This window comes from Bisgaardia hudsonensis (assembly GCF_004345785.1).
GTDB classification, from domain to species: Bacteria; Pseudomonadota; Gammaproteobacteria; order Enterobacterales; family Pasteurellaceae; genus Bisgaardia; species Bisgaardia hudsonensis.
In genome coordinates this window covers 24,165-39,513 of sequence record NZ_SLXI01000003.1, presented here as the reverse complement: position 1 = coordinate 39,513, position 15,349 = coordinate 24,165, and the positions used below count along the sequence as shown (strand labels likewise).

14 protein-coding genes are annotated in these 15,349 nt (G+C 33.3%); 10 read left to right on the top strand and 4 right to left on the bottom strand.

What is annotated here, in order from left to right; genetic code table 11:
- The 3 genes from EV697_RS04940 (at position 1) to cpdA (ending at position 2,338) form a co-directional block, all read left to right on the top strand.
- Positions 1–690, top strand: coding sequence for a M15 family metallopeptidase (locus EV697_RS04940; protein WP_132023261.1), 690 nt, complete (start codon positions 1–3; stop codon positions 688–690).
- A gap of 57 nt (positions 691–747) precedes the next feature.
- A complete protein-coding gene (gene nudF, locus EV697_RS04935; protein WP_132023259.1) occupies positions 748–1,371 on the top strand; it encodes an ADP-ribose diphosphatase in 624 nt (207 codons plus the stop codon).
- 136 nt (positions 1,372–1,507) lie between these two features.
- Entirely contained in the window at positions 1,508–2,338 is an 831-nt protein-coding gene (gene cpdA, locus EV697_RS04930) for a 3',5'-cyclic-AMP phosphodiesterase (protein WP_132023257.1), read from the top strand.
- Between the two features lie 27 nt (positions 2,339–2,365).
- Here the strand turns inward: cpdA and EV697_RS04925 are convergent, their stop codons facing one another.
- Positions 2,366–3,079, bottom strand: coding sequence for a SanA/YdcF family protein (locus EV697_RS04925; RefSeq protein ID WP_132023255.1), 714 nt, complete (start codon positions 3,077–3,079; stop codon positions 2,366–2,368).
- 187 nt (positions 3,080–3,266) lie between these two features.
- Here EV697_RS04925 and metX point away from each other — a divergent pair, with 187 nt between their 5' ends.
- Positions 3,267–4,340 carry a homoserine O-acetyltransferase MetX gene (gene metX / locus EV697_RS04920; RefSeq protein ID WP_132023253.1) on the top strand — a complete coding sequence of 358 codons (1,074 nt, stop codon included), beginning with the start codon at positions 3,267–3,269 and terminating at the stop codon, positions 4,338–4,340.
- A gap of 54 nt (positions 4,341–4,394) precedes the next feature.
- Here the strand turns inward: metX and folK are convergent, their stop codons facing one another.
- The 3 genes from folK to dksA all read right to left on the bottom strand — a co-directional run bounded on the left by folK (position 4,395) and on the right by dksA (position 6,926).
- Positions 4,395–4,874 carry a 2-amino-4-hydroxy-6-hydroxymethyldihydropteridine diphosphokinase gene (folK, locus tag EV697_RS04915; RefSeq protein ID WP_132023251.1) on the bottom strand — a complete coding sequence of 160 codons (480 nt, stop codon included), beginning with the start codon at positions 4,872–4,874 and terminating at the stop codon, positions 4,395–4,397.
- Positions 4,874–6,232 (bottom strand): polynucleotide adenylyltransferase PcnB, encoded by a 1,359-nt coding sequence (gene pcnB / locus EV697_RS04910; protein ID WP_418883959.1) that lies wholly within the window; start codon positions 6,230–6,232, stop codon positions 4,874–4,876. Before pcnB ends, folK begins: the two co-directional genes overlap by 1 nt.
- 256 nt (positions 6,233–6,488) lie before the next feature.
- Positions 6,489–6,926 carry an RNA polymerase-binding protein DksA gene (gene dksA, locus EV697_RS04905; RefSeq protein ID WP_132023249.1) on the bottom strand — a complete coding sequence of 146 codons (438 nt, stop codon included), beginning with the start codon at positions 6,924–6,926 and terminating at the stop codon, positions 6,489–6,491.
- Between the two features lie 260 nt (positions 6,927–7,186).
- On the opposite strand from dksA, the gene EV697_RS04900 reads away from it, so the two are divergent.
- Genes EV697_RS04900 through uvrC form a run of 6 tightly spaced genes read left to right on the top strand, consistent with a single transcriptional unit; the run spans position 7,187 to position 15,249 of the window.
- Positions 7,187–9,640, top strand: a complete 2,454-nt coding sequence (locus tag EV697_RS04900) for a DNA internalization-related competence protein ComEC/Rec2 (RefSeq protein ID WP_132023247.1) — start codon at positions 7,187–7,189, stop codon at positions 9,638–9,640.
- 32 nt (positions 9,641–9,672) lie between these two features.
- On the top strand, positions 9,673–11,421 hold the full coding sequence (gene msbA, locus EV697_RS04895; protein ID WP_132023245.1) for a lipid A ABC transporter ATP-binding protein/permease MsbA: 1,749 nt from the start codon (positions 9,673–9,675) through the stop codon (positions 11,419–11,421).
- 13 nt (positions 11,422–11,434) lie between these two features.
- Positions 11,435–12,427, top strand: coding sequence for a tetraacyldisaccharide 4'-kinase (gene lpxK / locus EV697_RS04890; RefSeq protein WP_132023243.1), 993 nt, complete (start codon positions 11,435–11,437; stop codon positions 12,425–12,427).
- Positions 12,420–12,599: a Trm112 family protein gene (locus EV697_RS04885; protein ID WP_132023241.1), complete on the top strand. Its 180-nt coding sequence runs from the start codon at positions 12,420–12,422 to the stop codon at positions 12,597–12,599. Before lpxK ends, EV697_RS04885 begins: the two co-directional genes overlap by 8 nt.
- A 7-nt stretch (positions 12,600–12,606) precedes the next feature.
- Positions 12,607–13,392, top strand: coding sequence for a 3-deoxy-manno-octulosonate cytidylyltransferase (gene kdsB / locus EV697_RS04880; protein ID WP_132023239.1), 786 nt, complete (start codon positions 12,607–12,609; stop codon positions 13,390–13,392).
- Positions 13,393–13,419: 27 nt separating this feature from the next.
- A complete protein-coding gene (gene uvrC, locus EV697_RS04875; protein WP_132023237.1) occupies positions 13,420–15,249 on the top strand; it encodes an excinuclease ABC subunit UvrC in 1,830 nt (609 codons plus the stop codon).
- The last annotated feature ends 100 nt before the right edge of the window (positions 15,250–15,349 follow it).

The following is a 15,349-nucleotide window of genomic DNA, read 5'->3' as shown; positions in this document are numbered from 1 at the left end:
ATGGTTAATCTGCTACCAAGTATAGTTGTGTTAACTGGTAAATCAAGGGAACATTTAGTTAATTTGCCTTGTCCTTTTTCACAAAACCATTTTTTACATAAACAAGCATTAAGTGCTTTTCAATCTTTGCAAAAAAGTGCGGTCAGAAATGGTTTTAATTTACAACCTGCTAGTACATTTCGTGATTTTCAACGACAACAATTAATTTGGAATGAAAAATTTTTAGGTAAACGAAAAGTACATGATGATCAAGGTAAAAATATTGATTTGAGCCAGTTTTCGACTTGGAAAAAATGCCAACTTATCCTGCGTTGGTCAGCATTACCAGGGGCAAGTCGTCATCATTGGGGAACGGAGATTGATATTTTTGATCCCGATTTAATACCCAAAGAGCAATCTTTACAATTAGAGCCTTGGGAATATGAAAAGGGTGGTTATTTTTTTGAATTAAGTGAATGGTTACAAGAAAATTTAAACCATTTTGATTTTTGCTTGCCATTTTTATCTTTACCTGAAAGTATAAAAATAGGTAAAGAGCCTTGGCATATCAGTTATTTACCTATTGCACAGCAATTTAAACAATATTTCAATATTACTGTTTTACAAGAAGCTTGGGAAAATGAAGAGATTTATGGCAAGGAAATATTGATAGAAAAATTACCAGAAATTTTTGAACAGCATTTGGTATAGCAAATTAACTATTCTAATATAACCAATTCAAATAGAATTATTAATAAGGATCATTTGATGAAAGCGATAGAGCAATTTACTCAAAAAGATATTGAAGTTTTAAAAGAAGAAACTCTTTATGAAGGTTTTTTTCAGCTTAAGAAAGTTCATTTTAAACATAAATTATTTGCTGGTGGAATGAGTGAGGTAGTAACACGAGAATTATTAGTAAAAGGTGCAGCATCAGCTGTTATTGCTTATGATCCTCAAAAAGATACGGTAGTTTTAGTGGAGCAAGTGAGAATTGGGGCTTATGATCCTAAATTGCTAAAATCACCTTGGTTATTAGAGCTCATTGCTGGTATGGTTGAAGAAGGAGAAAATCCTGAGGAAGTCGCATTACGAGAAAGTGAAGAAGAAGCTGGTGTAACGGTAACGGATTTACAACACGCACTTTCAGTTTGGGATAGTCCCGGTGGGGTAATTGAAAGAATCCATTTATTTGCTGGTAAAGTGGATACCGATCAAGCGACAGGTTTACATGGATTAGCTGATGAAAATGAAGATATTCGTGTTCAAGTAGTTTCTCGTGAACAGGCATACCAATGGGTTTGCGATGGAACTATTGATAATGGAATTGCAGTAATGGGATTGCAGTGGCTAGAATTAAATTATAAAAAATTACAACAACAATGGTTGTAATTTGTGATATAGGTTCGAATTTTTAAAATTTATTAGCTGAAAATATGATATTGATAACATTTTTAATATTTATTTGATGAAATTTTTATAAAAAAAGGTAACTTATACAAGTTGTTAGTACAGTAGGGTGACGATTTTGGTAAATACATATAAATATCAATCATCAGATAATATTATTCGATTAGTTCAGGTAACCGATCCGCATTTATTCCAAGATGAAATGTCGGAGTTGCTTGGTATTAATACGCAAGCAAGTTTTTCTCAAGTATTACAAGAAATCCAAGAAAGTACTTTTGATTATGATTTTGTTTTAGCTACTGGGGATTTAGTCCAAGATAGTAGTGAAGAAGGATATTTACGTTTTTGCCAAGGTATTAATAAATTACAGAAAAAAGTATTTTGGATTCCTGGAAATCATGATTTTCAACCTAAAATGTTTGAAATTCTAAATGAAAATCAAGGTAATATTAGCCCTCTAAAACATTTATTGTTAGGTGATTTTTGGCAAGTAATAATGTTAGATAGCCAAGTTTTTGGCGTATCTTATGGTGAATTGAGTCAGCATCAGTTGGATTTTTTGCATTCAAAATTACAAGCGTATCCTGAAAGATATGCATTGATCGTTTTACATCATCATATTGTATTAACTAATTCAGCTTGGTTAGATCAACATAATTTAAGAAATATCCAAGAATTTAAGCAAATTGTAACTAAATTTCCGAATGTAAAGGGAATATTATGTGGGCATATTCATCAAGCTGTTGATTCAGAGTGGTTTGGTATCAAAATGATGGCGACCCCCTCTACTTGTATTCAGTTTAAAGCCGATAGTAATAATTTTGCTTTAGATGCTGTACAGCCAGGATGGCGGGAAATAGCCTTATATGATAATGGTTTTATTGAAACGAGCGTAAAGCGAGTTCAAAAAGCTGTTTTTTTGCCTAATATGTTAAGTGATGGATATTAGTTTTAATCACTTATTTATCATTAATCGCTAATCAAAAGGAATCGCAATTGGTGTAGGTAATGGTTCTGGTTTACCTAAAAAGTGCGGTTCTTTTTCTGTTAATAAGTCAATAATCGCTTTCATTCTTGCAAATAATTCTCTTATTTTTACAAAATCAGTTCTTGGTGGAAGCTCCGCAACAAAGCAGATAGCATCAATATCATAATATTTTGCGATGAAAATAGCTCGCTCGCAATGAAATTTCTGGCTAATAATTGTCATTGTATGTGCTTTGAATATTCTATCTGCTCTAATAATTGAATCAAGTGTACGAAAGCCTGCAAAATCCATATACATAAATTCTTCGGGAATATTCATTTTCTTGAGATCTTTGAACATTCTCATTGGTTCATTGTAATAGATAGTTCTGTTATCACCACTGAGTAATAAAAAATCTACTTTTTTTGCTTTAAAAAGCTCTTGTGCAGCTAATAACCTATTATAGTAATAGAGGTTCAAGGTATTATCTGAAAAATATTTTGATGTTCCTAAAACAACTCCATAAGGACGTTTGGGTAATGTATTTATATTTTCATAGACTCGGTCTTGAACATAGAAAGAAATGCTTTTGTCAATAATAAAAAGCAACAAGATAGTTACTATAACAAGCCCTAAAAAATAATATGTTATTTTTTTTAGACAGCTAAAGGTTTTAAGCTTTATTATGGCTAGTATTGATTTTTTCTTTTCTTCTTGTGGCATTGTGTGTCTTTTGTAGTAAATCTATGGAACACCATAATAAAAATTTGAGAATAATTCAAGTAAAGTATTTAAAATAGACATCAAGATACGTCTAGATGTTTAGAAGTCTAAAAAATGCTTGACAATAAATGAACTGAAATATAGTTTATTACCTATGTATTTTATCAGAGTAGAGTAAGAATCTTGTATGTCTGCGAAAATTATAACACTTTTTAATAGCAGCCCCTTAAAATTGGTATTGGGGGGGGAGCTTGAAAATATTGATATTGCTTATCAAACTTATGGTAATTTAAATGCAGATAAAAGTAATGCTATTTTGATTTGTCATGCCTTAACGGGAGATGCTGAGCCTTATATTAATGATAATATCAATAAAGGCTGGTGGCAGAGTTTTATAGGAAGTGGTTTAGCTTTAGATACAGATAAATATTTTTTTATTTGTACCAATGTGCTTGGTGGTTGTAAAGGCACTACGGGACCTTCTTCAATTAATCCTAAAACAAATAAACCTTATGGTAGTGAGTTTCCTGCTATTTTAGTTCAGGATATTATTAAGGTACAAAAAGCATTACTTGATTATCTTGGCATCGATCATTTAAAAGCTGTTATAGGGGGATCATTTGGTGGAATGCAAGCGACACAATGGGCAGTTGATTACCCTGATCAAGTTGATAATATCATTAATCTTTGTTCTAGCTTATCCTTAAGTGCAGAAGCTATTGGTTTTAATCATGTAATGAGACAGGCAATCATTAATGATCCAAATTTTTGTTGTGGTGATTATTATGATAAAAGTCCACCATCAAAGGGACTTGCTATTGCTAGAATGCTAGGTATGTTGACTTACCGTACGGATATTCAATTAACGAAAACATTTGGACGTGCAGTGAAAGCAAAATCTCATTATTGGGGAGATTACTTTCAGGTAGAATCTTATTTAAGTTATCAAGGTGAAAAATTTTTAACTCGTTTTGATGCGAATAGCTATTTACATTTACTACGAGCCTTAGATCTTTATGATCCAGCAATAAATTATACTAATATTCAGACCGCACTTTCTCGAATAAAAGCACGTTATACTCTCATTGCTATTACAAATGATCAATTATTTAAAATTAATGAGGTAAGAAATAGTCGTGATTTATTGCAAGAAAATGGGGTAAATTTAACTTATTATGAGTTTCCTTCTGATTATGGTCATGATGCGTTTCTTGTGGATTATACTTTTTTTGAAGATAAAATAAAAAGTGCTTTAGTATAGGACTTATTTTAGCTGATTGATTGTAGGGATACGATAGAATGTATCCCCTAATTTTTACTTTATCTTAATCATATTATGTGAAGTGAATTTTTTCACTAATTCAGCTAATTTTTCCCCATTGGGAAGTATTAATTCTGGGGCAATTTCGTATAAAGGAATGATCACAAATTCTCTATTTTGCATATCATAGTGGGGAATAGTGAGCTGTTCAGAATTTAATACAAGATCTTCATACAACAATATGTCAAGATCAAGTGTTCTTTCTCCCCAGTGCCGTAAGCGAACTCTTCCTTGCGTATTTTCAATATGTTGTAGTTGCTCTAATAATGCCAAAGGTTGTAGCTCAGTCTTAATACAAGTAACCGCATTAACATAATCTGGTTGATCTTGTGGTCCCAGAGGCTTACTTTGATAAAAAGAGCTAACGCCTTCTATCTTGGTATCAGGTAGATTAGATAATGCCTCTATTGCAGCATTTAACTGCATAGTGGGCGTATTTAAGTTACTTCCTAAGGCAATATAAACAGTTTTCATCATACTTGTTGTGGTTTAGGTTTTCTACGCTTTCTTGTACGATAGTATTTCTTTTTCGGTTTCGGATTTAAGCGTTGTTGTTCTTTTTGTAAACTTTCTCGTTGTTCGGTATTACTTAATTGATATTCATGCCACCAAGCCGATAGTTCAATACTTTCGCCACCTTCTACTTCTGCTCGCATAGCGAGTAAATCAAATGCCGCTCTAAATTTAGGGTGTTCGAGCGTTTTCGCTGGTGCATTACCTGCACGTTTTAATAGTTGTAATTGCAAGAACCAAATATCTCTGATTACAGCCGTATGACGACGAGGAGCAGCAAGTGCTTTGCAAAATAAATCTAAAACCTCTGAGCTAGCGAGTGCGTAAGCATCGTGATTATTTAGACCGCCTTCATTTTTAAGTACATCAACTTCTTCTCGTAATGGATACCAAAAAAATGCAGCAAATAAAAATGCTGGGTTAATACGTAACTTATCTGAAACTCGTTGATCCGTAGATTTTAAGGCGGTTAAGATCATTTTTTCAGTAAAACTATCCTCATTTTCTGTAAAATATGGCATTAATGCTGGGAAAAGTTGATCAAATAATTTGTATTTTCTAAGTAATTGATAAGTTTGTAAGCCATAACCTGCTTGCAAGAGTTTTAAGCTCTCATCAAATAGACGAGCCTTAGGTATATTGCTAAGTAGATGTGCTAACTCATAAATTGGTTTTTCACTTTCTCGTTCTAAAAACATATCTAATTTTGCCATAAAGCGTATAGCTCGTAGCATTCGAACGGGATCCTCTTGATAGCGAGTAACAGGATCACCAATTAAACGTAGTTTGCCTGATTTTAAGTCCTGTAATCCATTAAAGTAGTCAATTAATGTATTATCTTTAGGATTATAATATAATGCGTTGATTGTAAAATCTCGGCGTTGTGCATCTTCTTCTATTGTGCCGTACACATTATCTCGTAATAACATACCCGCATCATTTTGTTTCGCTTGTTCCGAATTATGTGGATTAGCGTGATTAGCTCGAAATGTGGCAACTTCAATAATATCACGTCCGAACATTATATGAGCAAGGCGAAAACGACGACCAACCAAGCGACATTGACGCTGAAAAATTGCTTGTATTTGCTCTGGCTTAGCATTTGTCGCAACATCAAAGTCTTTTGGTTGTTTTCCTAGTAAGATATCTCGTAAGCATCCACCGACAATATAAGCTTGATAACCTTGACGTTGTAATTTTTCAACAACAGTTAAGGCATTTTTATGTATATTTTTTGGTGTAATACCATTGTTTGATGCTTTAACCACATATTTGTTATAACAACGAGATTTTGTTGGTTTATTTTTTTTTATTAAAATCTCTTCATCACGTTCTTTTTTATTTTCAGATGAATGCTTTTTATTTTGTTCTGTTGAGTTAGAACGTTGTTTTTTAGATATTAATTGTGATTTTTTTTTCAACAGATTTTTTATTAAAGTTAAAATAGCTAGCTCCGTAATACTCTAATTTTATCTCTTCAATAGTGATTAGAAAACATAATATAAGTTTATGCAAGAAAGGTGCGTATTTTCGCACCTATATTCTTATTGTAAACTAATATTGATGATAAGGTGTCTAACCAATCATTTGTTTTTCGCGAAGTTCTGCTAAGGTTTTACAGTCGATACAAAGATCTGCTGTAGGGCGAGCTTCCAAACGACGAATACCAATTTCAACCCCACAAGAATCGCAATAACCAAAGTCATCGGTTTCGAGTTTTTTTAATGTGTGTTCAATTTTTTTCATTAGCTTACGTTCACGATCTCGAGTACGTAATTCTAAACTAAACTCTTCTTCCTGTGTTGCTCTATCTGATGGATCGGGGAAATTAGATGCTTCATCTTTCATATGAGCAACTGTCCGAGATGTCTCTTCGCGAATTTGTTCAAGCCAAGCTTGTAATATTTTTTTGAAATGAAGCTTTTGGTCTTCATTCATATATTCTTCACCTTTTTTCTCTTTATAAGGCTCGACACCTGCTAGAGCTAATAGGCTTAAAGAGGATTTGGACATTATTCTCTCCTAATATTTAATTTTAAAATACCAAATTAGTATTTCAGGGTGGTAGTCATTAAAATTCCATTAGTTTTGGAACAGTAAATTTTAAAGGCGCTATAAATATCAGAAGTTAAACAAATAAGCAAATAAATTTACTTAAGATGACAATTTTCTTATAAAAAAATGTTAATTTTGCGATCTAGATTCCAAAAAAAGATAAATTTTATAGGTACTAATATTGAAATCTTAGATAGTGATGAAAAAGATTTTAATTTATGAAAAAGTTAGTATTTCCATTAGATTTAGATGTAATCAGTAAAATAATTTTCTTTGCTGCATTAAGTTTATTGTATTTACCTGATTGGGGGTTGATGACATTTACAGTATTTTTATTCGTCAGTTTATTATTTTTGCTGATTCTTATTTATGCTTATGTTAAGCATTACTTGAGATTAATTAAATTATGCCATTTATTAATAGTTCTTTTGACGTCATTATTTTATTTTCATTCTAATGCTCTAAACTTACTAAATATAGGCGATCAAGTTAATAGAATTGATAGTTCTCAACCTATTGATATTCAAATTATAAAAATTTTTAAGCAAACTTCATATCAGACAGTCTTAGCTAAAATAAGATCTGATAATATATTAAATGGGCAAAATATTTATCTTAATTGGAAAGATGATCATCGCATTTTAGTTGGGGAAATATGGACGACAAAAATAAAGTTAAGACCTATTTCCTCACGTTTAAATTTTGGTGGATTTGATAAACAAAAATGGTATTTATCGCAAGGTATTGTTGCTTATGGTAAGGTAAAAAGTGCGGTCAAAAAAAAGAATATTTTTTCTTGGCGGGAAAAACAGCTTAATTTAGCTTTAGAAAAAACAGCGCATTTATCTTCTCAAGGATTGCTAATGGCACTAGGTTTTGGTGAAAGGGCTTGGTTAGACCATAATACTTGGCAAGCTTACCAAAAGACTAATACCGCCCATTTGATAGCAATTTCAGGATTGCATATTGGTTTAGCGATGTTAATAGGATTTTCATTAGCGAGGTTAGGGCAATTTTTTCTACCTACAAATAAAATTACCCCATTGTTACCCATTATTACTGGATTGGTTTTTGCAAGCTTTTATGCGTATCTTGCAGGTTTTAGTATTCCTACTTTGCGTGGAATTTTAGCGTTAATACTTATCTATTGTTTTCATTTGTGGCGATTATATTTATCGGTATGGCAACTATTTTTTCGTGTGATTGCCATATTATGTGTTATTGATCCATTGATGTTGTTATCAAGTAGTTTTTGGTTATCCGTTAATGCAGTATTTTGTTTAATCATTTGGTATAAATTTATTCCCTTATCTTTATTTCAGTGGAAAAATGAAAGCATCACTTACGTTTTTGGAAATAAAGTGCGGTATATTTTAGGATTATTTCATCTGCAAATTGGTCTATTGTGGTTATTTACTCCAGTTCAACTTTTCTTTTTTCAAGGCATATCATCTGTCAGCTTTATTGCGAATTTAATTGTGGTTCCCTTGTTTAGTTTATGTATTGTTCCTATTATTTTATTTGCTGTGTTTAGTAATGGATTATGGCATTCTTGGGAAATAGCGGATTGGTTACTAGTGAAAACGAACAATATTATTTTCTCACTAAAAGAAAATTGGATTACGGTCAATAATGAATGGAGTTATTTTATATCCCTTATCTTAATTTTATTATTTTTCTTGTTTATTTATTGGATCTATTTTTCAAAAAATAATATTTTAGATGAACATCGCCCTAGTTTTTATCACAAGGGTTTTCCTCTATCTTTGAATGAAAAACGAAGTTTACCGAAACGAGAATGGCAAATAGGTAAATATATTGGTAGTGTTGGGTTGTTTCTTTATTTGGGCTATATGATTAAACTATTTTTTCTACAACCATTGTGGCATTTAGAAACAATGGATATTGGACAAGGATTAGCGACTTTAATCGTTAAAGATAAGCGTGCTATTCTCTATGATACTGGGGCTGGTTGGAAAACGGGAAGTATGGCAAGAGCGGAAATTATTCCTTATTTGCAACGAGAGGGCATTCAATTAGAAAAACTCTTTGTTAGTCACGATGATAACGATCACTCTGGAGGAGTAAAAGACATATTGCAACAATATCCTAATATTGAAGTGATTACTACATCAACGAAAAAATATTCAGAAAATAATCCAAAATTTAACCGCTCTTTTTGTAAAAGAGGGAAAAAATGGCATTGGTATGGGTTATCATTGATCGCTTTATCACCAGAAAAAATCGTCAAAAGATCAAAAAATGAGGATTCTTGTGTTTTATTGGTTACTGATAATAAGCATAAAATTTTATTAACAGGTGATGTAACTATTGAGATAGAAAAGAAAATTTTATCTTCTATTGGTCAAATTGATATTCTTCAAGTGGGCCATCACGGTAGTAAAACCTCAACAAGTCAATTTTTTGTAGAGCATATACAACCTAAAGTGGCTTTAATTTCAAGTGGTCGTTGGAATCTATGGCATTTCCCACATCAAAGCGTGATTAAAAACTTACAAACACAAAATTCCTTAATATTTAATACCGCACATTCAGGTCAGATCAATATACATTTTTATGAAACAAGTTTTAGTATTGAGCAAGCTCGGCATAAATTTAGCCCTTGGTTCAGTGGTTTAATTGGCATAGATAGGTATTTAAGGTTACAATAACGACTGTATGATTATTATAAATAAGAGATATTATGCAAGATAAAGATCTTTCTACTATTCAAACTTTTAAACGTTTATGGCCGACTATTGCGCCTTTTAAATTGGGGTTAATTGTTTCTGCTATCGCATTGGTTTTAAATGCACTTACTGATGCAGGACTAATTCAAATGTTAAAACCATTACTTGATGATGGTTTTGGGAAGACAGATACCTCTTTTTTGAGAATGATGTCGGTAGCCGTGGTATTGCTAATTATTTTACGAGGTATAACTAGCTTTATCTCTACCTATTGTCTTGCTTGGGTATCAGGTAAAGTAGTGATGGTAATGCGTCGTCGTATTTTTAAGCATTTAATGTATATGCCAGTTACCTTTTTTGATCAAAACTCAGCAGGAAAGTTACTTTCTCGTATCACTTATGATAGTGAACAAGTCGCAAATTCATCTTCTGGTGCTTTAGTAACTATTGTCCGTGAAGGCGCTTATATTATTTCGCTATTAGGTGTAATGCTCTATACCAGTTGGCGTCTTTCTCTCGTACTTTTCATCATCGGTCCTATTATTGCCATTTTAATTAGAGCAGTTTCTAAAATATTTCGTAATTTAGGAAAAAATATGCAGGATTCTATGGGAGAGTTGACCTCGACTGCGGAACAAATGCTAAAAGGGCATAAAGTTGTATTGTCTTTTGGGGGACAGAAAGTAGAAGAAGAGCGATTTAATCACGTAAGTAATGATATGCGACGTAAAGGAATGAAAGTAATGATGGCTGATGCCATTTCAGATCCTGTGGTGCAAATTATTGCCTCTTTTGCACTTTCGGCGGTACTGTATCTTGCGACACTTCCTGTGATAATGGCTCAAAACTTGACCGCGGGTGCATTTACAGTCGTCTTTTCTTCAATGTTAGCGATGATGCGACCATTGAAATCATTGACTAATGTTAATGCTCAATTCCAACGTGGTATGGCGGCTTGTCAAACGTTATTTGCTATTCTTGATTTGGAAACTGAAAAAGATAAAGGCAGTCACCAAGTTAATCAAGTTCAAGGGGAGCTATCTTTTAAAAATGTGAACTTTAGTTATCAAGGAAGAGAAGAATTAGCTTTAAATAATGTTTCATTTACCATTCCAAAAGGAAAAACTTTTGCATTGGTGGGACGTTCAGGATCGGGTAAATCGACGATCGCTAACCTAGTAACACGTTTTTATGATCTTGAACAAGGGGAAATATTATTAGACGGGATCAATATTAAGGATTATACCTTAGCTAATTTACGAGAAAACTGTGCAGTTGTTTCACAACAAGTGCATTTATTTAATGATACTGTTGCGAATAATATTGCTTATGCGGCTACTGAAAAATATACAAGAGAAGATATTATTAAAGCGGCCACTGCAGCACACGCAATGGAATTTATTGAAAAATTAGAACACGGTTTAGATACGATAATTGGCGAAAATGGTGCAAGTTTATCTGGTGGTCAACGTCAGCGGTTAGCCATTGCTCGTGCTTTATTAAGAAATTCTCCTGTGCTGATTTTAGATGAGGCAACTTCTGCATTAGATACCGCATCAGAACGGGCTATTCAATCAGCATTAGAAGAAGTGCAGAAAAATAGAACGGTATTAGTCATAGCACACCGCTTATCTACAATTGAAAAAGCAGATGAAATTTTAGTGATGGATCAAGGTCAAATTATTGAACGTGGCACACATAAAGATCTGTTGGCAAAAGAGGGTGCTTATAAGCAATTACATACAATGCAATTTAACCATTAATTAGGTAGAAATAATGGACTTTTGGTATAAACAAAATTTCTCCGCTTTAGTTATTGCTTGGCTATTGTTGCCTTTTTCTGCTTTATTTTGGCTTATTGCCCAAATTCGTTTATTGTTATTTAAAAAAAATATTCTATCTAGTTATCATAGTCCAGTCCCAGTCATTGTCGTAGGCAATATTTCTGTTGGTGGCAATGGGAAAACACCAGTAGTTATTTGGCTTGTACAACAATTACAAAAACAACATTTCAAGGTTGGAGTAATTTCTCGTGGTTATGGTAGTCAATCAGGCTATTATCCTCGTCTAGTTTCTAGCAAAGATGAGCCTATTCAATGTGGCGATGAGCCAGTATTAATTGCTAAAAGAACCAATGTACCAGTTTGTATTTCTGCCAGTCGAAAAGAAGCTATTGAATTATTATTAAAAGAATATGCTTGTGATGTCATTATTAGTGATGATGGGTTACAACATTACAAATTACAACGTGATTTTGAAATTATTGTTATTGATGCGGATCGTGGTATTGGAAATGGCTTTGTGATGCCCTCAGGTCCATTAAGAGAATTACCTCACCGCCTAAAATCTGTTGATTTGATTTTAAGTAATGGTAAAGCTACCGAATATTCTAATAACGTGATTACCTTAGTACCAAAATATGCAATTAATTTAGTAACAGCAGAACAACGGTTAATGTTTGCTTTCAGTGGAGAAATTGCGAATGCTATTGCTGGAATTGGTAATCCACAGCGTTTTTTTACTATGTTACAAGAACTAGGGATCAAATTAGATACAACTCAAGCGTTACAAGATCACCAAAAATTTAATGCTGATTTATTATCAAAATTTAATAAAAAACAACCGCTCTTTATGACAGAAAAAGATGCGGTAAAGTGCGGTCAATTTGCAGAAGATAATTGGTGGTATATTCCAGTAGAAGCAGAAATTACAGGAAAAGATGTACCAATATTTATTGATAAAGTAGTACAAGGGCTAAAAAATGAATAATCGTTTACTTAAACTTATTGCCTGTCCGAAGTGTCAAGGGCAATTAATGTATGATGAAGATAAAAATCAACTAATTTGTGAACAGGATAACTTAGCTTATTCCATTCAAAATGGTATTCCTGTGTTATTATCCAATAAAGCTAGCACGTTAGATCAAACTAGCGAGTCGTAGGTGAAATATGAAAACGAATAAAACAACATTTACGGTAATTATTCCTGCTCGTTATGCGTCAAGTCGTTTACCGGGTAAACCCCTTGCTGATATTGTTGGTAAACCTATGATTCAACACGTATGGGAAAAAGCACAACAAGCGGGTGCAAATCGAGTTATCGTAGCAACGGATAATGAAGAAGTCGCAAAAGTAGTAACGGATTTTGGTGGCGAAGTTTGTATGACTGCTATCAATCATAATTCTGGTACAGAACGCTTGGCGGAAGTGGTGGAAAAATTGAATATTGCGGACAATGAAATTATTGTGAATATTCAAGGTGATGAACCTTTAATTCCACCAGTTATCGTTAGTCAAGTAGCTGAAAATTTAGCAAAATATCAAGTCAATATGGCAACGCTTGCTGTAAAAATCACCGATACTGAAGAATTATTTAATCCGAATGCAGTAAAAGTTTTAACTGATAAAGATGGCTATGTATTGTATTTTTCTAGAGCGGTTATTCCTTGGAATAGAGATCAATTTGCACCACTTGTAGAGAAAAAAGTAACTTTAGAACAAATCCAATTACAAGATCATTATTTACGCCATATTGGTATCTATGCTTACCGAGCAGGATTTATTAAACAATATGTACAATGGCAACCAAGTGCTTTAGAAAATATCGAAAGTCTAGAACAACTTAGAGTGTTATGGTACGGCGAAAAAATTCACGTAGAATTAGCAAAAGAAGTGCCAGCCGTTGGGGTAGATACTCAAGCAGATCTTGAAAAAGTGCGGTCTATTTTAAGTTAGTTTTTATCAAATAGCTCAATATATTTTATGTTTGACCACAAAGCCTTTTTAAAACTTGTAACGGAACAACCGGGCGTTTATCGAATGTTTGACGATAAAGGTACGGTTATTTATGTGGGAAAAGCGAAAAATCTTAAAAAGCGACTTGCCAGTTATTTTCGTACTAATTTAACGAGCAAAAAAACAGAAGCATTGGTTGCCTCAATTCATCATATTGAAACTACAATCACCTCTTCTGAAACAGAAGCATTGCTCCTTGAACATAATTACATTAAAGAATTTCAACCTCGTTATAATGTATTATTACGAGATGATAAGTCTTATCCCTATATTTTACTGACAAAAGAACGCCACCCCAGAATTACCTCTTATCGAGGTACTAAAAAAATTCAAGGGGAATATTTTGGACCTTATCCACACGCCAGTGCGGTTCGAGAAACCTTATCTCTATTGCAAAAACTATTTCCTATTCGCCAATGTGAAAATTCTGTTTATAAAAACCGCTCTCGACCTTGTTTACAATATCAAATAGAGCGTTGTTCTGCACCTTGTGTCGCTGGTTATGTAACCGATGAAGAATATAATCAACAGGTTAATTTTGCACGTTTATTTTTACAAGGTAAGGATCAACAAGTATTAGATCATCTTATTTCAAAAATGGAACAAGCCAGTCAAACCCTTAATTTTGAACAGGCGGCACGTTTTCGAGATCAAATACAAGCGGTTCGTTCGGTAACTGAGAAACAGTTTGTCTCTAATGAAAGACTTGATGATATTGATATTATTGCTATTGCTTACCAATTAGGTTTAGCCTGTGTGCAAGTGCTTTTCATTCGACAAGGAAAAATTTTAGGAAATCGTAGCTATTTCCCCAAAGTCCCCTCTAATACTGATTTACCTGAATTAACAGCAACTTTTGTTGGGCAGTTTTATTTACAAGGGCATAAAGGTAGAACTATCCCTAATACGATTATTGTGGATCATAAGTTAATTGAAAAAAATGATTTAGAAAACTTATTAACAGAGCGAGCAGGACGTAAAGTAATTATTCAAGATAATGCCAAAGGTAATAAAAGCAAATACTTGCAACTGGCACAAATGAATGCCAAAGCAGCGTTAGTGACCCAGTTAAAACAATCTTCATTAATGGAAGAGCGTTATATTGCCTTGCAGAATTTATTAGGTATTTCTGAAATTAAGCGTATGGAATGTTTTGATATTAGTCATACAATGGGGGAGCAAACTATCGCCTCTTGTGTGGTATTTAATGCCGAAGGTCCTTTTAAAGCAGATTATCGCCGTTTTAATATTACGGGGATTACAGGGGGCGATGACTATGCCGCAATGGAGCAAGCATTATTAAAACGCTATGATCGTCCATTGGAAGAGGAAAAAATTCCAGATATTATCTTTATTGATGGAGGAAAAGGGCAACTAAACCGAGCATTGCAAGTGTTTGATAGCCTAAATGTGTCTTGGGATAAAGGCAAACCCTTATTAATTGGGGTAGCAAAAGGTGTGGATCGCCGAGCAGGGTTAGAAACTTTGATTATTAGTAATACTGGCGAAGAATTGAATTTACCTGATGATAGTCTCGCTTTACATTTAATTCAACATATTCGAGATGAAAGCCATAATCACGCGATTACAGGACACCGCAAAAAACGTCAAAAAGTCTTTACCCAAAGTGGTTTAGAAACCATTGAGGGCGTTGGTGCTAAACGTCGCCAAGCATTGTTAAAATATTTAGGGGGAATGCAAGGGGTTAAAAATGCCACAGTTGATGAAATTGCCTCTGTACCAAATATTTCTCGTGCCTTAGCTGAGAAAATTTTTGATATTTTAAATGGGTCTTAAGTTGGGCTCTATTTAATAATATATTTCCTTTCTCGTTATATAATATAGCTCTACATACATGATACAATGCCCTGAGAACAGTTAAAAACTTTTAATAACT